We start from the raw sequence: 21855 nt of genomic DNA, 5'->3' as shown, positions 1-21855 counted from the left end.
GCTGACTCCGGTGGCGTGTCGTGCGGGGGCGTGGGGGTGGGGTGTGACGGCAGCGGATCGCGGGGACATCCGCCCGTACCCGCGGCTGCCGTTCCCCGTCGACACTAGGTGGCCGGAAAGCGACTGCGAAGAGTACGTTTCATCCATCCGAACGGGGCGGGCTGGAGGAAACGCACACCATGCCGGAGACGATCACCCCGGCGGTCCCGCCGACCCCGCCCGTACCGCTCGCGGCCCTGCTGGCCCGGGAGGACCTCGGCCTGCGGCAGATCGCGGGCCCCGCGGACCCGGGCACCGTCGTCCACTGGGCGCACACCTCCGAGATGGCCGACCCGTACCCGTACCTGCTCGGCGGCGAGCTGCTGCTGACGGCCGGGGTACACATCCCCCGGGCGGCGGAACGGGGGACGTACTTCGACGACTACGTCTCCCGGATCGTGGCCGCGGGCGGCGCGGCGCTCGGCTTCGGCCTGGCACCGGTGCACGACACGGTGCCCCGCGCCCTGGCCACCGCCTGCGACCGCCACGGCCTGCCGCTGCTGGAGGTCCCGCCGCAGACCACCTTCTCCGGCGTCGCCCGCGCGGTGTGGGAGCTGATGGCGCAGGCCCGGCTGGCCGAGCTGCGCCGCGTCACGGAGGCCCAGCAGAGCCTCGCCGCCGCGGCCTCCCGCCCGGACCCGGTGCCGTCGGTCCTGCGCCGGCTGGCCCAGCGGCTCGGCGGACACGCGGTCCTGCACGGCCCCGACGGCACCGCGATCGCGGCGGCGGGCCACGAGCCGGCGCGGGGCGTGCGGGAGGCACTGGCGGAGCTGACCGGGGTGGTCAGACCGACGACCGGACGAACGACCGGACCGACAACCGGACGAACGACCGGTGGGCCCTTGCCCGCCTCCGCCACCGACACCCTCGGCTCCACCCACCTCGCCGTCTACGCCCTCGGTGCCGGTGAGGGGTTCGTGCTCGGTGTGGCCACGCCCCGCCGGGAACCCGGTGACCACACCATCGCCTCCGTGGCCGCCGTCCTGCTGTCCCTGCTGACCGGTGAACACCGCAGCGGCACCGGCACCGCCCGGTCCTCCGCGCTGGTACGGCTGCTGCTGGGCGCCCCGCCCGAGGAGGTGGCGCCCCTGCTGGGCGCCGGTGAGTGGCTCGTCGTGCACGCGCGGCCGGACCGGCAGGCTCCGCCCGGCTCCCGGCTCGGCCCGGACCGCGTCGGCTCGGACCGGGGTGGTCCGCATGACGCCGTCTCCGCCTCCGCCCTCGGCGCGGCCCTGGGGTCACCGCTGGTCGACGTCGGCCGGAACGTCGTACGCGTACTGGTGCCGGCCGGGCGGGACCCGGAACCGCAGCCCGGCTGGACTCTCGGGGTCAGTGCCGCCGTGGCACCGCGCGACTGGCCGGCCGGCGACACCCAGGCGGCCCGGGCCCTGGCCCGCGCCCGCGCCACCCGCGCCCGTCTGCTCCGGCACGGCGCCCGGCCGGCCCTGGCCGACCTGGTGCCCCGGGCGGAAGCGCGGGCGCACGCCCGGACGCTGCTCGCACCGCTCGCCGGGCAGCCGGCGCTCGCCGAGACCCTGCGCACCTGGCTGTCGCTGCACGGCAGTTGGGACCGTACGGCGGTGGCGCTGGACGTGCACCGCAACACCGTGCGGCAGCGGATCGCCCGCTGCGCGGCCCTGCTGCCGGCCGACCTGGACGACCCGGACGTGCGCATGGAGCTGTGGTTCGCGCTGCGGCAGGACTGACGGACGGGACGGGTGACGCCCGTCCCAGCGGGCGATATGCCGAGGACGCCCGGGACGCGCTGCCCCACAATGGGAGCCATGCCGATACCCGGGACACCCAGCCGCGCCCAGCTCGTCGACCACCTGGTGAGGACCCGTATCGCGGGGGACGTCGCCACGCCCCGCGAGAACAACCTCTCCCACTACCGTCAGCTCGCCAACGGTGTCCGCAACTTCTGGTTCGGTCTGGAGCTGGGTGACCGCTGGACGGACGAGCAGGACGTGCTCGCGGTGATGGCCGAGCGGGTGGGGGTCAACGACGACCCTGAGTACCGGTACGGGCAGGACACCATCGACCCCGAGCTGACCGTGGACGCGCTGGAACGGATGGCGGCGCGGCTGCGCAAGGCGGCGGAGGGGCGCCAGCGGGTGCTGTTCGCGACCGGGCACCCCGGTGGCCTGCTGGACGTGCACCGGGCCACGGCCGCCGCGCTGCGCGCCGCCGGCTGCGAGATCGTCGTCATCCCGGACGGGCTGCGGACGGACGAGGGGTACGTCATGCAGTTCGCCGACGTGGCCGTGCTGGAGCACGGGGCGACGCTGTGGCACACGCACTCCGGGGAGCCGATGCGGGCCGTCCTCACGGGACTGGAGCGCGAGGGGCGCCCGCTGCCGGACCTGGTGGTCGCCGACCACGGCTGGGCGGGGTACGCGGCGCAGCACGGCCTGGACTCGGTCGGGTACGCCGACAGCAACGACCCGGCGCTGTTCCTCGCCGAGTCCGAGGGGACGCTCCAGGTCGCCGTACCGCTGGACGACCACGTGGTCAGCCCCCGCCACTACGACCCGATGACGGCGTATCTGCTGGCTGAGGCGGGACTCCGGGCCTGACGTGGGGTGGGAAGCGCCGCGGCGTGCGGCCCGGTCGGTGAACCGGAGCCGCACGCCGTGCTGGTCGGACGGGTCAGTCAGTCACAGTCGTCGTTGTTGTGGTGACGGCCGTTGTCGTGGTCACCATAACCGTTGCCATGGTTGCGACCGCCGTGGTCGTCGTCGTTGTTCCACCAGTTGTTGTGGTGCCTGTTGTATCCGTCGTCGTGACGGCTGTAGCTGCCATTGTCGTGGTGGTCCCAGGACGACGCCGACGCGGTGCCGGCCCCGGCGATTGCGGCTCCGCCGGCCAGCAGCAGCCCGGCCGCTGACGTCGCGACGAGACGCCTCGTGCGTTGTGATCGCATAGGAGATACCTTCCGTTCCCATCGTCTCTCGCGGCTCCCTGCGGGAACGTACGAGGTGGATGGCCGGCGCCGCCATGACGAAGGGGAAGTGGCGGTGCGGTCTTCGGATGTCACCGCTGCGTCGATGAACACGACGCTCGCGCCGACGCCTGCAGCCCACCCGTACGTCGTGACGCCTTCGGGTGCTGCGGCTGAGCTGCGGAACGTTCCCGCACCTCGCCGGCCGAGCATGCCGTTCGCTGCGGCTTTCACTCGAAGAGCCTAGTACCGCATCCGTCACACGTCATCTCGGACGGCGCCTGCCGCGCCACGCCGTGTATGGCCGGCAGGGGGACGGTCAGCGCGGGACGCGGACTCAGCGCGGGACGCGGACGACGCCCTCCTGGATGACCGTGACGGCGAGCCGCCCGTCCTGGGTGTAGATGCGGGCCTGGCCGAGGCCACGGCCACCGTGGGCGGAGGGCGACTCCTGGTCGTACAGCAGCCACTCGTCGGCGCGGAAGGGCCGGTGGAACCACATCGCGTGGTCGAGGGACGCCCCGACGACGTCACCGACGGCCCAGCCGCCGCGGCCGTGCGCGAGCAGCACGGAGTCGAGCAGGGTCATGTCGGAGACATAGGTGGCGAGGACGACGTGCAACAGGGACTCGTCCAGAGCGCCGACGGCGCCGCCGAGCTTGCCGTTGGTGCGGAACCACACCTGCGAGTGCGGGTCGCGCGGCTCGCCGAACCTGCCGTACGGCGGCTCGTCCACGTATCTCAGGTCGATCGCCTCGCGGGCCTCCAGGAAGCGTTCCACCACCTCGGGCGCGAGGTGGTCGTAGCCGCGCAGCCGCTCCTGGGAGGTGGGCAGGGTCGCCGGGTCGGGCGCGGGCGGCATGGCCGCCTGGTGCTCCAGACCCTCCTCGTGCACCTGGAAGGACGCCGAGAGGTGGAAGATCGGCTTGCCATGCTGGACGGCGACCACCCGGCGGGTGGTGAAGGACCGGCCGTCGCGGATGCGGTCCACGGTGTAGACGATCGGCGCGCCGGGGTCGCCGGGGCGCAGGAAGTACGCGTGCAGGGAGTGGGCGGGCCGGTCGGCGGGGACCGTCCGCCCGGCGGCGACCAGCGCCTGGGCCGCGACCTGCCCGCCGAAGACCCGGGGGACGACGGCGGAGCGGGACCGGCCGCGGAAGATGTTCTCCTCGATCTGCTCGAGGTCGAGCAGATCGAGGAGTTCCTGGAGTGCCTGGCTCATGGGTGTCGGTTGTACCGGACGGCGGTCGCCGGGACCCTACAGCCCCATGTCCTTGGCGATGATCGTCTTCATGATCTCGCTCGTGCCGCCGTAGATGCGGTTGACCCGGTTGTCCGCGTACAGGCGGGCGATCGGGTACTCGTTCATGTAGCCGTAGCCGCCGTGCAACTGGAGGCAGCGGTCGATCACGCGGTGGGCGACCTCGGTGCAGAACAGCTTGGCGGAGGCGGCCTCGGCGGGGGTCAGCTCACCGGCGTCCAGGGCCTCCGTGGCGCGGTCGGCGACGGCCTCGGCGGCGTCCACCTCGGCCTGGCAGGCGGCCAGCTCGAACTTGGTGTTCTGGAAGTGGGCGACCGGCTTGCCGAAGACGGTGCGCTCCTGCACGTACTGCTTGGCGAACCGGACGGCGGCCTTGGCCTGCGCGTAGGCGCCGAAGGCGATGCCCCAGCGCTCGGAGGCCAGGTTGTGGCCGAGGTAGTAGAAGCCCTTGTTCTCCTCGCCGAGGAGGTCCTCGACGGGGACCTTGACGTCGACGAAGGCCAGCTCGGCCGTGTCGGAGGTCTTCAGGCCGAGCTTGTCGAGCTTGCGGCCGACGGAGTAGCCCTCGGACTTGGTGTCCACGGCGAACAGGGAGATGCCGTGGCGGCGGTCCTCGGCGCTCGGCGCGGCCGTGCGGGCGCAGACGATCACCTTGTCGGCGTGCACGCCGCCGGTGATGAAGGTCTTGGCGCCGTTGAGGACGTAGTGCGTGCCGTCCTCGGAGAGCTTGGCGCTGGTCTTCATGCCCGCGAGGTCGGAACCGGTGCCCGGCTCCGTCATCGCGATGGCCCACATCTCCTCGCCGGTGGCGAACTTCGGGAGGTAGCGCTTCTTCTGCTCGTCGGTGGCGAGCATCTTGATGTACGGCAGTGCGAGCAGGACGTGCACGCCGGAGCCGCCGAACTGGACGCCCGCGCGCGCCGTCTCCTCGTACATGACGGCCTCGAACTTGTGGGTGTCCAGGCCCGCGCCGCCGAACTCCTCGGGCACGCTGATGCCGAAGATGCCCAGCTCGCCGAGCTTGTAGTAGAAGTCGCGCGGCGCCTGGCCGGCGGCGAACCACTCGTCGTACACCGGGACGACCTCGGCCTCGATGAAGGAACGAAGAGTCTCCCGGAACGCCTCGTGGTCCTCGTTGAACACCGTACGGCGCACGCCGCCACCGCCCTTCTTCGCGCCTGGTCCGGCGCCGCTCTCGCGTACCTGGCTGCTCGCAATCGGGCTTCCCCCGGCTGGGTGACGACCCGATGGCTAAGCGCTTGCTCACTCAACCGTACCGGCCGGTAGGAAAGCTCGTCCAGGGGTTCGGCCGTAATGCTCGTCACGCGAGGCGGCGCCGGCCGACCGGCGCGCCGCTTCGGCGTGCTGCCGCGAGGGGAACGATCACGCACCCGGCTCCCGCCGGGACCTCGTACGCCACCGGGGCCGGGAAGCGGTCCCGCCCCGTCACTCCTCGCCCGCCGCCGCGAACGCGCCCCGCGCCATCCGGTGCAGCAGGGCCGCCGTCGCGCCCCGGCCGGGCAGCGTGCCGGCGCGGCCCAGGTGCGGGGTGGAGTTGAGCAGGCCGAAGACCGAGTGGACGGCCGAGCGGGCGGACGGCTCGGTCAGCCCCGGGTGCGCCTCGCGCACCACCTCCACCCACAGCTCCACGTACTGCCGCTGGAGCTGGCGCACCAGCTTGCGGTCGCTGTCGCGCAGCCGGTCCAGCTCGCGGTCGTGCAGGGTGATCAGGGGCCGGTCGTCCAGCGCGAAATCGATGTGGCCCTCGACGAGCGAGTCCAGGACCCGGCTCGCGGGCACCCCGTCGGCCTCCGCCAGCCGCCGCCTGGCGCCGGTCAGTAGCTGGCCGCTGATGCCGACGAGCAGCTCGGCGAGCATCGCGTCCTTGCCCGGGAAGTGCCGGTAGAGACCGGGACCGCTGATGCCGACCGCGGCGCCTATCTCGTCGACACCGACGCCGTGGAAGCCGCGCTCGGCGAAGAGCCGGGCGGCCTCCTTGAGGATCTGCTCGCGGCGGGTCGAGGCGTCGGTTCTGGTGACCATGCCGTCAATTCTAGACAGCGCGGTTAGCGGTCGTTAACCTGAAGGAAATGGTTAACGCTCATTAACAGGTTCGACCACCGGGTGAGGGGAACCGCAGGATGCAGGAGGCACCGGAGCTTCGGAGCGCGGCCGATCCCGCGTCGGAGGCCTGGCGGGCCAACGAGGAGGGCCATCGGGCGCTGGTGGAGGAGCTGCGCGCCAAGCTGGCCGCGGCGGCGCTCGGCGGCGGCGAGAAGGCACGGGCGCGGCACACCGCGCGCGGCAAGCTGCTGCCCAGGGACCGGGTGGACACCCTGCTCGACCCGGGCTCGCCCTTCCTGGAGCTGGCCCCGCTGGCGGCCGACGGGATGTACGACGGGCAGGCCCCGGCGGCCGGCGTGATCGCCGGTATCGGCCGGGTCGCCGGACGCGCGTGCGTGATCGTCGCCAACGACGCCACCGTCAAGGGCGGCACGTACTACCCGATGACGGTGAAGAAGCACCTGCGCGCCCAGGAGGTGGCCCTCGACAACCGGCTGCCGTGCGTCTACCTGGTCGACTCCGGCGGCGCCTTCCTGCCGATGCAGGACGAGGTCTTCCCGGACCGGGACCACTTCGGGCGGATCTTCTACAACCAGGCGCGCATGTCCGGCGCCGGGATCCCGCAGATCGCGGCCGTCCTCGGCTCCTGCACCGCCGGCGGCGCGTACGTCCCGGCGATGAGCGACGAGGCGGTCATCGTCCGCAACCAGGGCACGATCTTCCTGGGCGGCCCGCCGCTGGTGAAGGCGGCCACCGGCGAGGTCGTGACGGCCGAGGAGCTGGGCGGCGGCGAGGTCCACTCCCGGACCTCCGGGGTCACCGACCACCTCGCCGAGGACGACGCGCACGCCCTCAGGATCGTCCGGAACATCGTCGCCACCCTGCCCGCCCGGCAGTCCCCGCCCTGGGAGGTCGCGGCCCCGGTCGAGCCGAAGGCGGACCCGTACGGCCTCTACGGCACCGTCCCGGTCGACTCCCGCACCCCCTACGACGTCCGCGAGATCATCGCGCGCGTGGTCGACGGCTCCCGGTTCGCGGAGTTCAAGAGCGAGTACGGGCAGACCCTGGTCACCGGCTTCGCCCGGATCCACGGCCACCCGGTCGGGATCGTCGCCAACAACGGCATCCTGTTCTCCGAGTCCGCCCAGAAGGGCGCCCACTTCATCGAGCTGTGCGACCAGCGCGGCATCCCGCTGGTGTTCCTCCAGAACATCTCCGGCTTCATGGTCGGCAGGGACTACGAGGCGGGCGGCATCGCCAAGCACGGCGCCAAGATGGTCACGGCGGTGGCCTGCACGCGCGTGCCGAAGCTGACCGTCGTCGTCGGCGGCTCGTACGGCGCGGGCAACTACTCGATGTGCGGCCGGGCCTACTCCCCCCGCTTCCTGTGGATGTGGCCCAACGCCAAGATCTCCGTCATGGGCGGCGAACAGGCCGCCAGCGTCCTCGCCACCGTCAAGCGCGACCAGTTCGAGGCCCGCGGGGAGGACTGGCCCGCCGAGGAGGAAGAGTCCTTCAAGGCGCCGATCCGCGCGCAGTACGAGCACCAGGGCAACGCCTACTACGCCACCGCCCGGCTCTGGGACGACGGCGTGATCGACCCGCTGGACACCCGTCAGGTCCTCGGACTCGCCCTGACGGCCTGCGCCAACGCGCCTCTGGGAGATCCCCAGTTCGGCGTCTTCCGGATGTGAGGAGGGGAACCGTGTTCGACACAGTGCTGGTCGCCAACCGGGGCGAGATCGCCGTACGCGTGATCCGTACGCTGCGCTCGCTGGGCGTGCGCTCGGTGGCGGTCTTCTCCGACGCGGACGCCGACGCGCGGCATGTGCGGGAGGCCGACACGGCGGTACGGATCGGTCCGGCGCCGGCCGCCGAGAGCTATCTGTCGGTGGAGCGGCTCCTGGAGGCCGCCGCCCGCACCGGCGCCCAGGCCGTCCACCCGGGATACGGCTTCCTGGCGGAGAACGCGGGCTTCGCGCGGGCGTGCGAGGAGGCGGGCCTGGTCTTCATCGGCCCGCCGGCCGACGCGATCGCGCTCATGGGCGACAAGATCCGCGCCAAGGAGACGGTGCGGGCCGCCGGGGTGCCGGTGGTGCCGGGGTCGAGCGGCAGCGGGCTGTCCGATGCCGAACTGGCCGCCGCCGCCCGCGAGATCGGTACGCCGGTGCTGCTCAAGCCGTCGGCCGGCGGCGGCGGCAAGGGCATGCGCCTGGTGCGGGACGTGGGCGCGCTGGCCGAGGAGATCGCCGCCGCCCGCCGCGAGGCCCGCGCCTCCTTCGGCGACGACACGCTGCTGGTGGAGCGGTGGGTCGACCGGCCCCGGCACATCGAGATCCAGGTGCTGGCCGACGGCCACGGCAGTGTGGTCCACCTCGGCGAGCGCGAGTGCTCCCTCCAGCGGCGGCACCAGAAGATCATCGAGGAGGCGCCCAGCGTGCTCCTCGACGAGCGGACCCGGTCCGCGATGGGCGAGGCGGCCGTGCAGGCGGCCCGCTCGTGCGGGTACCGGGGCGCGGGCACGGTGGAGTTCATCGTCCCCGGCGGGGACCCGGACTCGTACTACTTCATGGAGATGAACACCCGCCTCCAGGTGGAGCACCCGGTCACCGAACTCGTCACCGGGCTGGACCTCGTGGAGTGGCAGCTACGGGTGGCGGCCGGGGAGCGGCTGGGCTTCGCGCAGGACGACGTGCGGCTGACCGGGCACGCGGTGGAGGCCCGCATCTGCGCGGAGGACCCCGCGCGCGGCTTCCTCCCCTCCGGCGGCACGGTGCTGCTCCTGGACGAGCCCGGCGGCGACGGTGTCCGCACCGACTCCGGGCTCAGCGAGGGCACCGAGGTCGGCAGCCTGTACGACCCGATGCTGTCCAAGGTGATCGCCTACGGCCCCGACCGCGAGACGGCGCTGCGCAGGCTCCGCGCGGCCCTGGCGGACACGGTCACGCTGGGGGTGCAGACCAACGCGGGGTTCCTGCGCCGGCTGCTGGGCCATCCGGCGGTCGTGGCCGGTGAGCTGGACACCGGACTGGTGGAGCGGGCCGTGGACGAGCTGGTCCCCACGGACGTGCCGCAGGAGGTGTACGAGGCGGCGGCGGCCGTCCGTCTGGAGGCGCTCCGGCCGCGCGCACAGGGCTGGGTGGACCCGTTCTCCGTGCCCAGCGGCTGGCGGCTCGGCGGCACCCCGAAACCGCCCGCGTTCCCGCTGCGGGTGGCCGAACCGGTGACGTACAGCCCGCGCGGCGCCCACACCGTGACCGGCGACCGGGTGACGGTCACCCTGGACGGCGTCCGGCACACCTTCCGCCGGGCCGGTGAGTGGATCGGCCGGGACGGCGACGCCTGGCACGTGCGCGACCACGACCCGGTGGCCGCCTCCCTCGACCGGGCCGCGCACGCGGGCGCCGACTCGCTGACCGCGCCCATGCCCGGCACGGTCACCGTGGTCAAGGTGGCCGTCGGCGACGAGGTGACCGCCGGTCAGAGCCTGCTGGTGGTCGAGGCGATGAAGATGGAGCACGTCATCTCCGCCCCGCACGCCGGCACGGTCGCCGAGCTGGACGTGTCCCCGGGCTCGACGGTCGCCATGGACCAGGTGCTGGCCGTCATCGCCCCCCACGACGAGGAAGCGGAGGTGGCGCGGTGACCGCCGGCGCGCTGCCCATGGTCGTACCGGCCCCGGACCTGCCCGCCCGGGTGCGGATCCACGAGGTCGGCGCGCGCGACGGCCTCCAGAACGAGAAGACGGCCGTACCGACCGCGGTGAAGGCGGAGTTCGTCCGCCGGCTGGCCGGCGCGGGCCTGACGACCGTCGAGGCGACGAGCTTCGTGCACCCGAAGTGGGTCCCCCAGCTCGCGGACGCCGAGGAGCTGTACCCGCTGGTGAGCGACCTGGCCGGGGTGGACCTGCCCGTCCTGGTCCCCAACCGGCGCGGCCTGGACCGCGCGCTGGCCCTCGGCGCCCGCCGGGTCGCGGTGTTCGCCAGCGCCACCGAGTCCTTCGCGAAGGCCAACCTCAACCGCACCGTGGACGAGTCGCTGGCCGTGTTCGAGCCGGTGGTGCGCGAGGCGAAGGACGCCGGCGCGCACGTGCGCGGTTACGTGTCCATGTGCTTCGGCGACCCCTGGGAGGGCGCGGTGCCGCCGCACCAGGTGGCCCGGGTCTGCACGGCCCTGCGCGACATGGGCTGTGACGAGCTGAGCCTCGGTGACACCATCGGGGTCGCCACCCCGGGCCATGTGCAGGCCCTCCTCGCCCTGCTGAACGAGCGGGGCGTGCCGACCCCCGCGCTCGGTGTGCACTTCCACGACACGTACGGCCAGGCGCTCGCCAACACCCTGGCCGCCCTGCGCCACGGCGTCACCACGGTCGACGCCTCCGCGGGCGGTCTCGGCGGCTGCCCGTACGCCAGGTCCGCCACCGGCAACCTCGCCACCGAGGACCTCGTCTGGATGCTGCACGGGCTCGGCATCGAGACCGGTGTCGACCTCGGCCGTCTGACCGCCACCAGCGTGTGGATGGCCGAACAACTGGGCCGGCCCAGCCCGTCCCGTACCGTCCGCGCTCTCTCCCACAAGGACCAGTGATCAGCATGGACCACCGCCTCAGCCCCGAGCTGGAGGAACTCCGGCGCACGGTGGAGGAGTTCGCGCACGACGTGGTGGCGCCGAAGATCGGCGACTTCTACGAACGGCACGAGTTCCCCTACGAGATCGTCCGCGAGATGGGCCGCATGGGTCTGTTCGGGCTGCCCTTCCCCGAGGAGTACGGCGGCATGGGCGGCGACTATCTCGCGCTCGGCATCGCCCTGGAGGAACTGGCCCGTGTCGACTCGTCGGTGGCCATCACCCTGGAGGCGGGGGTGTCGCTGGGCGCCATGCCGCTGCACCTGTACGGCACCGAGGAGCAGAAGCGCGAGTGGCTGCCCCGGCTGTGCGCGGGCGAGATCCTGGGCGCGTTCGGCCTGACGGAGCCGGACGGGGGCAGCGACGCCGGGGCGACCCGTACGACGGCCCGCCTGGACCCGGACACGGACGAGTGGGTGATCAACGGCACGAAGTGCTTCATCACCAACTCGGGCACGGACATCACGGGCCTGGTGACGGTCACCGCGGTCACCGGCCGCAAGCCGGACGGACGGCCCAGGATCTCGGCGATCATCGTCCCCTCCGGCACGCCCGGTTTCACGGTGGCCGCGCCGTACTCGAAGGTCGGCTGGAACGCCTCCGACACCCGCGAGCTGTCCTTCCAGGACGTCCGGGTCCCGGCCGCCAACCTGCTCGGCGAGGAGGGCCGCGGCTACGCCCAGTTCCTGCGCATCCTGGACGAGGGCCGCATCGCGATCGCGGCGCTCGCGACCGGGCTGGCGCAGGGCTGTGTGGACGAGTCGGTGAAGTACGCCAGGGAACGGCACGCCTTCGGCCGGCCGATCGGTGCCAACCAGGCGATCCAGTTCAAGATCGCTGACATGGAGATGAAGGCGTACACCGCCCGTCTGGCCTGGCGGGACGCGGCCTCGCGGCTCGTGGCCGGCGAACCCTTCAAGAAGGAGGCGGCCCTGGCCAAGCTGCACTCCTCCACGGTCGCCGTCGACAACGCCCGCGACGCCACCCAGATCCACGGCGGCTACGGCTTCATGAACGAGTACCCGGTGGCCCGCATGTGGCGCGACTCCAAGATCCTGGAGATCGGCGAGGGCACGAGCGAGGTCCAGCGCATGCTGATCGCCCGCGAGCTGGGCCTGGTGAGCTGAGGCAGGCGTACCACGGAGGTCAACTCCGGCCGGTCCGCGGGCCGTGGACCGGCCGGGGTGCGGAGCGACCGCTCTCTGGACAACATCTGAGGTTAGGCTAACCTACCTTCGAACTTGTCCGGCGGGCGTTTCGCCCCGTTCGAAAGCAGTCATACCCATGCCCCGTGCCTGTGCCACCCACCCCACTCGCCGCGGCCTGCTCGCCGCGGGCGGCGCCCTCGGACTCGGTGCCGCGCTCGCCGCCTGCGGGGACGACAAGGGGAAGGACACCGGCTCCGGCAAGGGGGCGGCGGGCGGCGGGTCCGGTCCCTGGTCGTTCAAGGACGACCGGGGCACGACCGTGAAGCTGGACAAGGTCCCGGCGAACATCGTCGCGTTCACCGGTGTCGCCGCCGCGCTGTACGACTACGGCGTCCGGGTGAAGGGCGTCTTCGGCCCGACGACGACCAGCGGCGGCAAGCCCGACGTCCAGGCCGGCGACATGGACGTCAGCAAGGTGACCGTCCTCGGCAACACCTGGGGCCAGTTCAGCATCGAGAAGTACGCGTCCCTGGCACCGGACGTGCTCATCAGCACGATGTTCGACGACGCCGGCACCCTGTGGTACGTCCCCGACGAGTCGAAGAAGAAGATCTCCCGGCTGGCGCCCAGCGTCGGCATCTCCGTCTACGACCGCCCGCTCACCGAGCCGCTCCAGCGGATGTGGGAGCTGGCCGGGTCGCTGGGCGCGGACCTGAAGGCCGCCGAGGTCACCGCGGCGAAGAAGCGGTTCGAGGACGCCGCCGCCCGGCTGCGCGCCGCCGCCAAGGCCAAGCCCGGCATCAAGGTGATGGCCGCCAGCGCGAGCGACCAGCTCTTCTACGTCTCCGGCACCGACCTCTCCATCGACCTGGAGTACTTCAAGTCCCTCGGAGTGAACCTCGTGGAGCCGCCGGCGAGCGCCAAGGCCAAGGGCGGCGGCTGGTACGAGTCGCTGAGCTGGGAGAACGTCGACAAGTACCAGGCCGACATCATCATGATGGACGACCGTTCCTCGGCCATCCAGCCGGCCGACATCAGCAAGGCCACCTGGAAGAAGCTCCCCGCGGTGAAGGCCGGCCAGGTCATCTCCCGCTCCCCGGAGCCGATCCTCTCCTACGACAAGTGCGTTCCGCTGCTGACCGGCCTCGCCGAGGCGCTGGAGAAGGCCAGGAAGGTCGGCTAGGGACCGCCGAAGGGCCGGTCCACTGCCGGTGACCGCGGGCTCGTCGTGGCTCGTCGCGCGGTTCCCGGCGCTCCTCCGGCACGCCGACTCCCCGCATCCCTCAGGAGCCCCCATGACAACGGCCGTGGCCGCCCCGTTCCGTTTCTTCTCCCTCCAGGTCGTACGGACGAGGCGGCTCGGTCCGTCCCTGGTCCGGGTGACCTTCGCCGGCCCGGATCTGCACGCCCTCCACTCCCACGGCCGGGACCAGTCCCTGTCGCTGTTCCTGCCGCACCCGGGGCAGGCCGAGCCGGTCGTCCCGCTCGAACTGGGCGACAACTGGTGGCAGGGCTGGCGTGAACTCCCGGACGACATACGGGCGGTGATGCGCTCGTACACACTGCGGGCCCTGCGGCGGGACGCCGTCGGGCAGACGGCCGAGATCGACATCGACTTCGCGCTGCACGGGGTCGCACCGGGCGCCGCCTCCCCCGCCGGGCCGGCCTCCCGGTGGGCCGCCCGGGCCGCCGCCGGGGACCGCGTGCTGCTGCTCGGGCCGGCCCTGGCGGACAACCGCGCGATCCGCTTCCGTCCACCCGTGGACACCGGTCTCGTGGTGCTGTGCGGCGACGAGACCGCCGTCCCCGCGGCGACCGCGATCCTCGAATCCCTGCCCGCCGGCACCCGCGTGCGGGGCTGGCTGGAGGTGCCGCACGCCGGGGACGTCCAGGACGTGCGCACGGAGGCCGACGCGGAGATCACCTGGCTGGTGCGGCGCGACGCCACGGGTGCGCCCGCCTCCACGGCCGTCGACGCCGTACGGGCCGCCGGACTCACCGGCGCCGAGCGGCCGTACGTGTGGATCGCGGGCGAGTCCGCTCAGGTGAGGGCGCTGCGGCGGCACTTCGTCACCGAATGCGGGGTGGACCGGCGGCGCGTGACGTTCGTCGGGTACTGGCGGCGGGGGATGACGGAGGAGCAACTCCGCGCCGCCGCATGACCTGGCGTGGCCGCGACGCCGGCCATCGGTGAGGCATACCTCGGCCCAGGGATTTTAGGTTAGGCTAACCTAAGTTGATCTCGACGGACCGTCCCCTCGGAGGACCCCCGCATGCGCTCCCACCTGCTCAATGGCCTCACCGCGGAGCACTACCGCCGCTCCGTGACCGAAGGAGTCGAGCGGGTGGCGGCCAAACTCGCCACCACCGAACGTCCGTTCACCGGCGTCACCGTGGACGCGCTCGCGCCCCGCATCGACGCGATCGACCTCGACCGGCCGCTGGGCGACACCTCCGCCGTCCTGGACGAGCTGGAGGACGTCTACCTCCGGGACGCGGTCTATTTCCACCACCCTCGCTACCTCGCCCACCTCAACTGCCCCGTCGTCATCCCGGCGGTGCTCGGCGAGGCCGTGCTCTGCGCGGTCAACTCCTCCCTGGACACCTGGGACCAGTCGGCGGGCGCCACCCTCATCGAGCGCAGGCTCGTCGACTGGACGGCCGCCCGCGCCGGCCTCGGCCCGTCCGCCGACGGCGTGTTCACCTCCGGCGGCACCCAGTCCAACCTCCAGGCACTGCTGCTGGCGCGGGAGGAGGCCAAGACCGACAGCCCGGGGAAGCTGCGCGTCTTCGCCTCCGAGGCGAGCCACTTCAGCGTCCGGAAGTCCGCGAAACTCCTCGGCCTGGGGCAGGACGCCGTCGTCACGATCCCCGTCGACCACGACAAGCGCATGCAGACGGTGGCCCTCGCCCACGAGCTGGAGCGCTGCACGAAGGACGGCCTGGTCCCCATGGCCGTCGTCGCCACCGCCGGCACCACCGACTTCGGCTCCATCGACCCGCTGCCGGAGATCGCCGGGCTGTGCGCCCAGTACGGCGTCTGGATGCACGTCGACGCCGCCTACGGCTGCGGGCTGCTCGCCTCGCTCAGGTACCGGGACCGGATCGCCGGCATCGAGCGCGCCGACTCGATCACCATCGACTTCCACAAGTCCTTCTTCCAGCCGGTGAGTTCGTCGGCGCTGCTGGTGCGGGACGCGGCCACCCTGCGGCACGCCACCTACCACGCGGAGTACCTCAACCCGCGCCGCATGGCGCAGGAACGTATCCCCAACCAGGTCGACAAGTCCCTCCAGACCACCCGCCGCTTCGACGCCCTGAAACTGTGGCTCACCCTGCGCACGATGGGCGCCGACGGCATCGGACAGCTCTTCGACGAGGTCTGCGACCTGGCGCGGGAGGGCTACCGGCTGCTCGCCGCCGACCCGCGCTACGACGTCGTCGTCGAGCCCACCCTGTCCACCCTCGTCTTCCGCTACGTCCCCGCGGCCGTCACCGACCCCGCCGCGACCGACCGGGCCAATCTGTATGCCCGCAAGGCCCTGTTCGCCTCCGGCGACGCCGTGGTCGCGGGCACCAAGGTGGCCGGCCGCCACTACCTGAAGTTCACCCTGCTCAACCCCGAGACCACGACGGCCGACATCACCGCCGTCCTCGACTTGATCGCCGGCCACGCCGAGCAGTACCTGGGAGAGTCTCTTGACCGCGCGTCCTGAAGCCCACCGCACCACCCACGACTTCGTGGGGATCGGGCTCGGTCCCTTCAACCTCGGCCTCGCCTGCCTCACCGAACCGATCGCCGAGCTGGACGGCGTGTTCCTGGAGTCCAAGCCCGACTTCGAATGGCACGCCGGCATGTTCCTGGACGGCGCCCACCTCCAGACCCCGTTCATGTCGGACCTGGTCACCCTGGCCGACCCGACGTCGCCGTACTCCTTCCTCAACTACCTGAAGGAGAAGGGCAGACTGTACTCGTTCTACATCCGCGAGAACTTCTACCCGCTGCGCGTCGAGTACGACGACTACTGCCGCTGGGCCGCGCACCGGCTGAGCAGCGTCCGCTTCGGCGCCACGGTCACCGAGGTGACGTACGAGGACGAGGACGAGACGTACGTCGTGCGCACCGGGGCCGGCGACACCTACCGCGCCCGGCACCTGGTCCTCGGCACCGGCACCCCGCCCCACATCCCCGACGCCTGCCGGGACCTGGGCGGCGACTTCATCCACAACTCCCGCTACCTGCACCACAAGGCGGAGCTCCAGCGCAAGAAGTCGATCACGCTGGTCGGCAGCGGCCAGTCGGCGGCCGAGATCTACCAGGACCTGCTCGGCGAGATCGACGTCCACGGCTACCACCTGAACTGGGTCACCCGCTCCCCCCGCTTCTTCCCGCTCGAGTACACCAAGCTCACGCTGGAGATGACCGGCCCGGAGTACGTCGACTACTTCCACGCCCTCCCCGAGGCGACCCGGTACCGCCTCACCGACGCGCACAAGGGCCTGTTCAAGGGCATCGACGGCGACCTGGTCGACGAGATCTTCGACCTGCTCTACCGCAAGAGCCTCGGCGGCCCGGTCCCCACCCGGCTGCTCACCAACTCCGCGCTCACCACCGCCCGTCACGAGAACGGCACGTACGTCCTGGGGCTGCGCCAGGAGGAGCAGGAGAAGGACTACGAGCTGACCAGCGAGGGCCTGATCCTGGCCACCGGCTACCGCTACGCCGAACCGGAGTTCCTGCGGCCCGTCCGCGACCGGCTGCGCTACGACACCCGGGGCAACTTCGACATCGCCCGCAACTACACCATCGACCACACCGGCCGGGGCGTCTTCCTCCAGAACGCCGGCGTCCACGCGCACAGCATCACCAGCCCCGACCTGGGGATGGGCGCGTACCGGAACGCGTACATCATCCGTGAACTGCTCGGCACGGAGTACTACCCGGTCGAGAAGACCATCGCCTTCCAGGAGTTCGCCGTATGACCTTCACCTTCCGTCCCGTCGACCCCCCGAAGGACGCGGAGCTGCTGCACTCCTGGGTCACCCACCCGAAGGCGGTGTTCTGGATGATGCAGGACGCGAGCGAGGCGGACGTCGAGCGCGCCTACGCGGAGATCGCGGCGGACGAGCACCACCACGCGCTGCTCGGGCTGCGCGACGGCACTCCCGCCTTCCTCATGGAGTGGTACGACCCCGCGCACCGGGAACTGGCCGGGCTGTACGAGCCGCGGCCCGGGGACGTCGGCATGCACTTCCTCGTGCCGGCGACCGGCACGCCCGTGCACGGCTTCACCCGGTCCGTCATCACCGCCGTGCTGGCCCACCTCTTCGAGGACCCGGCCGTGGCACGCGTCGTCGTCGAGCCGGACGTCCGCAACACGGCGGTGCACGCCCTGAACGAGGCCGTCGGGTTCGTGCCCGAGCGGGAGATCCAGAAGCCGGAGAAGAAGGCCCTGCTGAGCTTCTGCACCCGCGAGCGCTTCGAGCGGGCGGTGGCCGCGTGACCCCCTCCGACGCCGTGGCCCACCTGTCCCCCGAGCGCTGGGAGACCGCCAACCGGCTGCTGGTCCGCAAGGCACTCGCCGAGTTCGCGCACGAGCGGCTGCTCACGCCCGAGCCGGACGGCGAGACGTACACCGTCCGCAGCGACGACGGGCTCACCACCTACCGGTTCTCCGCCCTGCGGCGGGCCCTGGACCACTGGCAGATCGACGCCGGCTCCGTCACCCGGCACCGCGACGGGGAACGGCTGCCCCTGGCCGCGCTCGACTTCTTCCTGGAGTTCCGGGAGTCCCTGGGCCTGAGTGACGAGATCCTGCCGGTCTATCTGGAGGAGATCTCCTCCACCCTCTCCAGCACCTGCTACAAACTCGCCAAGCCGCGGGTGACCTCCGCCGAGCTGGCCCGCGGCGGATTCCAGGCCATCGAGACCGGGATGACCGAGGGCCACCCCTGCTTCGTCGCGAACAACGGACGGCTCGGGTTCGGCAGCCACGAGTACCTGGCGTACGCCCCCGAGACGGCGAACCCGGTCCGGCTGGTGTGGCTGGCCGCGCACCGCTCGCGAGCCGCGTTCACGGCGGGCTCCGGGATCGCGTACGAGTCCTTCCTGCGCGAGGAGCTGGGCGAACCGGCGGTGCGCCGCTTCCGGGCCGTCCTCACCGGCCGGGGCCTCGACCCCGCCGACTACCTGTTCATCCCGGTCCACCCCTGGCAGTGGTGGAACAAGCTCAGCGTCACGTTCGCCGCCGAGGTGGCCCGGGGCCACCTGGTGTGTCTCGGCGAGGGCGACGACGAGTACCTGGCGCAGCAGTCGATCCGGACGTTCTTCAACACCAGCGACCCGCGCAAGCACTATGTGAAGACCGCCCTGTCGGTGCTCAACATGGGCTTCATGCGGGGCCTGTCGGCCGCCTACATGGAGGCGACCCCTGCCATCAACGACTGGCTGGCCAAGCTGATCGAGGACGACCCGGTGCTGAGGTCGACGGGCCTGACGATCATCCGGGAGCGGGCGGCCGTCGGCTACCGGCACCTGGAGTACGAGCAGGCCACCGACCGCTACTCGCCGTACCGCAAGATGCTGGCCGCGCTGTGGCGGGAGAGCCCGGTGTCCTCGCTGCGGGACGGCGAGTCCCTCGCGACCATGGCCTCCCTGCTGCACGTGGACCACCGGGGCGCCTCCTTCGCGGGCGCGCTGATCGAGCGCTCCGGCCTCGGACCCACCACGTGGCTGCGGCAGTACCTGCGGGCCTACTACACCCCGCTGCTGCACAGCTTCTACGCCTACGACCTGGTGTTCATGCCGCACGGCGAGAACACGATCCTGGTGCTGAAGGACGGTGCCGTACAGCGCGCGGTCTACAAGGACATCGCCGAGGAGATCGCCGTCATGGACCCGGACGCGGCCCTGCCGCGCGAGGTGCGGCGGATCCGGGTCGAGGTGCCGGACGAGAAGAAGCTGCTGTCGATCTTCACCGACGTCTTCGACTGCTTCTTCCGCTTCCTCGCCGCCCTGCTGGCCGACGAGGGCGTGCTCGCGGAGGACGGCTTCTGGCGGACGGTCGCCGAGGTGACCCGCGAGTACCAGGAGGCGAACCCCGGGCTGGCGGACAAGTTCGGCCAGTACGACATGTTCGCGCCCGAGTTCCCGCTGTCCTGTCTCAACCGGCTCCAGCTCCGGGACAACCGGCAGATGGTGGACCTCGCCGATCCGTCCGGGGCGCTCCAGCTCGCCGGCAGCCTGAAGAACCCCCTCGCGGGCTGCTGAGGGCCGGCCGGCGGACGGGCACCCCCGAATACGGTCCTCGGGGGTGCCCGTCAACTTCCTTTTCGGACAACAATATGTGACCGGAATTCTGCCGTGCCGCCGGGGATTTTTGCGGGGTACCGGGTCGTTCACCAGAGTGTCAATTGCGGTATCCAGCCACTCGATCTACGATCATTCACGATCGAGCGGTGCCGGGGATCGAGATCAAAAAGTCGAGATCACCCGGGGACATTCTGATCACGAGCTGAGCCATCACTCGGCGGCGGGGGGGACCATGTCGCACCTTCGAAGTGCCGGAACGGCCACGAGCCATCGCCTCCATCGGGCAGAACCGCTGTCCGTCCGCACCCAGATCCGCACGTTCCGGCAGCGCACAGGCCTGACGCAGCGTCAGTTCGCCGAGCTGGCCGGGGTGGGCGTGCGGACGCTGCGCGACATCGAGAGCGGCCGGGTGGAACAGCCGCAGGAGCGGACCCTGCGCAGTCTGGCGGTCGTCCTGGGACTCGACGTCGACGACCTACGACGTTCCATGACCGATATGCGGAAACCCGTCGACCAGGACGGAACGGGCCTGCGTATCGGCATTCTCGGCGCACTGACCATCGAACGCGACGGTGTCGTCAGCGAAGTGCGCGCTTTCAAACTGCGGCGCTTATTGTCCCTGCTGGCGCTCTGCCACCCCCAGCCGGCCGGACTCGACGAAATAGGCAGCACCCTCTGGCCGAAGGAGCCGCCGCGCTCCTACCAGAACCTCATCCACACCTACGTGAGCCAGGCGCGCGGGCTGCTGCGCTCCCCGGAGTCCGGCCCCGCCGGCCAGGCCACCTCCTACCTGGTCCGCACCCCGACCGGCTACGCGCTGTCCCTGGGACGCGACCAGGTCGACCTGACCCGGTTCAGGGGCCTGGCGGAGAAGGCGCGGCAGGCCCACGCCGCCGGGGAGGCCGGAGCGGCCTACGAGTTCGCCTCGCTCGCCCACCACTGCTGGCGCGGCCCGATCCTGGCGGACGAGCCGCTGCTCGCCCTGCATCCGGCGGCCACGGCCGCGGTCCGCCGGCGGATCGAGAACCTCCTGCTGTACGCGGATCTCGCCCTGCGGTTCCAGCAGCCCGAACACGTGGTGCCGGCGCTGCGCGCCGCCGCCGAGGACGAACCGCTGCACGAGGGGCTCCAGGCGCGGCTCATGCTGGCCCTGGCGAGCTGCGGCGAGCAGTACGAGGCGCTGCGGGTGTTCGCCGACGTCACCCAGCGCCTCGACGGCGAACTGGGCCTCCAGCCCGGGCCGGAGTTGCGCCAGGCCCATCTGCGGGTTCTCCAGCAGGAGCTGACCTGGCCCGGGAACGGGCCGCTGACCCGGCAGCAGGCGGACGCACCGCGCCATTCCGGGCCGGCGGCGCCCCATCCGGCGCCGGAGGTCAGGCCGTCGCAACTGCCGGCCAGGACCCGGCACTTCGTGGGGCGCGCCGCCCAGCTCGGGGACCTGGACCAGCTCTTCCTCGCCGCCGGCGAACGCGACGGACAGGTGCCGGCCGCGTTGATCACCGGGCCGCCCGGCGTGGGCAAGACGGCGCTGGCGCTGCGGTGGGCGCACCGGGTGCTCGACCGCTTCCCGGACGGGCAGCTCTACATCGACCTGCACGGCCACGCCCGCCGGGGCCCCCTCGACGCCCTGACGGCCCTGGCCTCGTTCCTGCGGGCCCTCGGCGTCCCGGACGGCAGCATCCCGGACACCCTGGACGAGGCGGCGAACCTGTTCCGCACCCGGCTGTCCGGCAGAAGGGTGCTGGTGGTCCTGGACAACGCCCGCGACGAGGACCAGATACGGCCGCTGATCCCCGGGGACGCGGGCTGCGCCGTGCTCGTCACCAGCCGCAACACGCTGCCCGGCCTGGTGGCCAGGGACGGGGTCCGGCGGGTCTTCGTGGACGCGCTCGACGACGAGGACGTGCTGGCGCTGCTCGGGCGGCTGCTGGGACCGGAACGGGTCGGGGTGGAGGCGCTGGCCGCCATGGCCCTGGGCCGGTACTGCGGCGGGCTGCCGCTGATGGTCCGGATCCTCGCCACGCGTCTGGCGCAGCATCCCTGCCTCAGCATCGCCCAGTACTACGTGGAGCTGCAGGACGCCGGGCTCTTCCGGCGGCCCTCCGTCCCGGGGGACCTGCTGCTCTCCTCCGTCCAGACGGCCTTCGAGCTGTCCTACACGGCGCTCCCGGAGCCGGCGCGCCGGGTGTTCCGGCTGCTCGGCCGGACCGACGGCAACGGCATCACCGCGTACGGCCTCGCCGACGCGGCGGGCATGACGCCGGCGGAGACCAGGTGGGTCCTGTACCGCCTGGTCGACGCGAGTCTGCTGCGGGAGCACGCGCCCGGCCGGTTCAGCATGTCCACCCCGCTGCTGCGGTACGCGCAGGCGCTGCTCGATCAGGAGGAGGAACGCTTCCAGCCGGTCTGAGCGGCCCGGGGCCGCCGGACGGAGGCGGGGACCGGCCGTGGCCCGGCGGCGGGG

The 21855-nt window shown here is 72.0% G+C and carries 17 protein-coding genes; 13 read left to right on the top strand and 4 right to left on the bottom strand.

The window, feature by feature from the left end:
• Positions 1-179 precede the first annotated feature (179 nt).
• Both D9753_RS22625 and D9753_RS22620 read left to right on the top strand, forming a co-directional pair.
• Positions 180-1745, top strand: coding sequence for a PucR family transcriptional regulator (locus D9753_RS22625; protein WP_205614234.1), 1566 nt, complete (start codon positions 180-182; stop codon positions 1743-1745).
• A gap of 78 nt (positions 1746-1823) precedes the next feature.
• Positions 1824-2615: a phosphatase gene (locus D9753_RS22620; RefSeq protein WP_121788647.1), complete on the top strand. Its 792-nt coding sequence runs from the start codon at positions 1824-1826 to the stop codon at positions 2613-2615.
• A 77-nt stretch (positions 2616-2692) separates the two neighbouring features.
• Here D9753_RS22620 and D9753_RS22615 read toward each other — a convergent pair whose 3' ends face one another.
• From D9753_RS22615 to D9753_RS22600, 4 genes are all read right to left on the bottom strand, one after another.
• Entirely contained in the window at positions 2693-2962 is a 270-nt protein-coding gene (locus D9753_RS22615) for a hypothetical protein (RefSeq protein ID WP_121788646.1), read from the bottom strand.
• 355 nt (positions 2963-3317) lie between these two features.
• Positions 3318-4202, bottom strand: coding sequence for an acyl-CoA thioesterase (locus tag D9753_RS22610; RefSeq protein WP_121788645.1), 885 nt, complete (start codon positions 4200-4202; stop codon positions 3318-3320).
• A 36-nt stretch (positions 4203-4238) separates the two neighbouring features.
• On the bottom strand, positions 4239-5396 hold the full coding sequence (locus D9753_RS22605; RefSeq protein ID WP_121788644.1) for an acyl-CoA dehydrogenase family protein: 1158 nt from the start codon (positions 5394-5396) through the stop codon (positions 4239-4241).
• A 291-nt stretch (positions 5397-5687) separates the two neighbouring features.
• Positions 5688-6284 carry an SACE_7040 family transcriptional regulator gene (locus tag D9753_RS22600; RefSeq protein ID WP_121788643.1) on the bottom strand — a complete coding sequence of 199 codons (597 nt, stop codon included), beginning with the start codon at positions 6282-6284 and terminating at the stop codon, positions 5688-5690.
• 98 nt (positions 6285-6382) lie between these two features.
• Here D9753_RS22600 and D9753_RS22595 point away from each other — a divergent pair, with 98 nt between their 5' ends.
• The 11 genes from D9753_RS22595 (at position 6383) to D9753_RS22545 (ending at position 21801) form a co-directional block, all read left to right on the top strand.
• Positions 6383-7999 carry a carboxyl transferase domain-containing protein gene (locus D9753_RS22595; RefSeq protein ID WP_121788642.1) on the top strand — a complete coding sequence of 539 codons (1617 nt, stop codon included), beginning with the start codon at positions 6383-6385 and terminating at the stop codon, positions 7997-7999.
• Positions 8000-8010: 11 nt separating this feature from the next.
• A complete protein-coding gene (locus D9753_RS22590; protein ID WP_121788641.1) occupies positions 8011-9951 on the top strand; it encodes an acetyl-CoA carboxylase biotin carboxylase subunit in 1941 nt (646 codons plus the stop codon).
• 17 nt (positions 9952-9968) lie between these two features.
• Complete coding sequence (locus D9753_RS22585) at positions 9969-10892, top strand: hydroxymethylglutaryl-CoA lyase (RefSeq protein ID WP_394346812.1); 924 nt, start codon at positions 9969-9971, stop codon at positions 10890-10892.
• A gap of 5 nt (positions 10893-10897) precedes the next feature.
• Positions 10898-12058, top strand: coding sequence for an acyl-CoA dehydrogenase family protein (locus D9753_RS22580; RefSeq protein WP_121791233.1), 1161 nt, complete (start codon positions 10898-10900; stop codon positions 12056-12058).
• Positions 12059-12215: 157 nt separating this feature from the next.
• Positions 12216-13262: an ABC transporter substrate-binding protein gene (locus tag D9753_RS22575; RefSeq protein WP_121788639.1), complete on the top strand. Its 1047-nt coding sequence runs from the start codon at positions 12216-12218 to the stop codon at positions 13260-13262.
• 112 nt (positions 13263-13374) lie between these two features.
• On the top strand, positions 13375-14241 hold the full coding sequence (locus D9753_RS22570; RefSeq protein ID WP_121788638.1) for a siderophore-interacting protein: 867 nt from the start codon (positions 13375-13377) through the stop codon (positions 14239-14241).
• Between the two features lie 111 nt (positions 14242-14352).
• Entirely contained in the window at positions 14353-15795 is a 1443-nt protein-coding gene (desA, locus tag D9753_RS22565) for a lysine decarboxylase DesA (RefSeq protein ID WP_121788637.1), read from the top strand.
• Positions 15779-17062, top strand: a complete 1284-nt coding sequence (locus D9753_RS22560) for a lysine N(6)-hydroxylase/L-ornithine N(5)-oxygenase family protein (protein WP_121788636.1) — start codon at positions 15779-15781, stop codon at positions 17060-17062. Before desA ends, D9753_RS22560 begins: the two co-directional genes overlap by 17 nt.
• A complete protein-coding gene (locus tag D9753_RS22555) occupies positions 17059-17583 on the top strand; it encodes a GNAT family N-acetyltransferase (protein WP_121788635.1) in 525 nt (174 codons plus the stop codon). Before D9753_RS22560 ends, D9753_RS22555 begins: the two co-directional genes overlap by 4 nt.
• Positions 17580-19349 carry an IucA/IucC family protein gene (locus D9753_RS22550; protein WP_121788634.1) on the top strand — a complete coding sequence of 590 codons (1770 nt, stop codon included), beginning with the start codon at positions 17580-17582 and terminating at the stop codon, positions 19347-19349. Before D9753_RS22555 ends, D9753_RS22550 begins: the two co-directional genes overlap by 4 nt.
• 274 nt (positions 19350-19623) lie before the next feature.
• The gene (locus D9753_RS22545) at positions 19624-21801 is read left to right on the top strand and encodes a BTAD domain-containing putative transcriptional regulator (protein ID WP_121788633.1); all 2178 of its coding nucleotides are present in this window, start codon (positions 19624-19626) and stop codon (positions 21799-21801) included.
• The last annotated feature ends 54 nt before the right edge of the window (positions 21802-21855 follow it).

Source organism: Streptomyces dangxiongensis (assembly GCF_003675325.1).
Lineage (GTDB): Bacteria > Actinomycetota > Actinomycetes > Streptomycetales > Streptomycetaceae > Streptomyces > Streptomyces dangxiongensis.
The sequence above is the reverse complement of the archived record's forward strand: the minus strand, read 5'-3'. Positions and strand labels throughout refer to the sequence as shown.

What these genes read in the sequence shown, in the direction of transcription:
- D9753_RS22570 (WP_121788638.1), top strand. Translation starts at nt 13,375, where the DNA reads ATGACAACGGCCGTGGCCGCCCCGTTCCGTTTCTTCTCCCTCCAGGTC.
- D9753_RS22575 (WP_121788639.1), top strand. Translation starts at nt 12,216, where the DNA reads ATGCCCCGTGCCTGTGCCACCCACCCCACTCGCCGCGGCCTGCTCGCC.
- D9753_RS22625 (WP_205614234.1), top strand. Translation starts at nt 180, where the DNA reads ATGCCGGAGACGATCACCCCGGCGGTCCCGCCGACCCCGCCCGTACCG.
- D9753_RS22600 (WP_121788643.1), bottom strand. Translation starts at nt 6,284, where the DNA reads ATGGTCACCAGAACCGACGCCTCGACCCGCCGCGAGCAGATCCTCAAG.
- D9753_RS22545 (WP_121788633.1), top strand. Translation starts at nt 19,624, where the DNA reads ATGTCGCACCTTCGAAGTGCCGGAACGGCCACGAGCCATCGCCTCCAT.
- D9753_RS22580 (WP_121791233.1), top strand. Translation starts at nt 10,898, where the DNA reads ATGGACCACCGCCTCAGCCCCGAGCTGGAGGAACTCCGGCGCACGGTG.
- D9753_RS22620 (WP_121788647.1), top strand. Translation starts at nt 1,824, where the DNA reads ATGCCGATACCCGGGACACCCAGCCGCGCCCAGCTCGTCGACCACCTG.
- D9753_RS22585 (WP_394346812.1), top strand. Translation starts at nt 9,969, where the DNA reads ATGGTCGTACCGGCCCCGGACCTGCCCGCCCGGGTGCGGATCCACGAG.
- D9753_RS22615 (WP_121788646.1), bottom strand. Translation starts at nt 2,962, where the DNA reads ATGCGATCACAACGCACGAGGCGTCTCGTCGCGACGTCAGCGGCCGGG.
- D9753_RS22595 (WP_121788642.1), top strand. Translation starts at nt 6,383, where the DNA reads ATGCAGGAGGCACCGGAGCTTCGGAGCGCGGCCGATCCCGCGTCGGAG.
- D9753_RS22555 (WP_121788635.1), top strand. Translation starts at nt 17,059, where the DNA reads ATGACCTTCACCTTCCGTCCCGTCGACCCCCCGAAGGACGCGGAGCTG.
- D9753_RS22610 (WP_121788645.1), bottom strand. Translation starts at nt 4,202, where the DNA reads ATGAGCCAGGCACTCCAGGAACTCCTCGATCTGCTCGACCTCGAGCAG.
- desA (WP_121788637.1), top strand. Translation starts at nt 14,353, where the DNA reads ATGCGCTCCCACCTGCTCAATGGCCTCACCGCGGAGCACTACCGCCGC.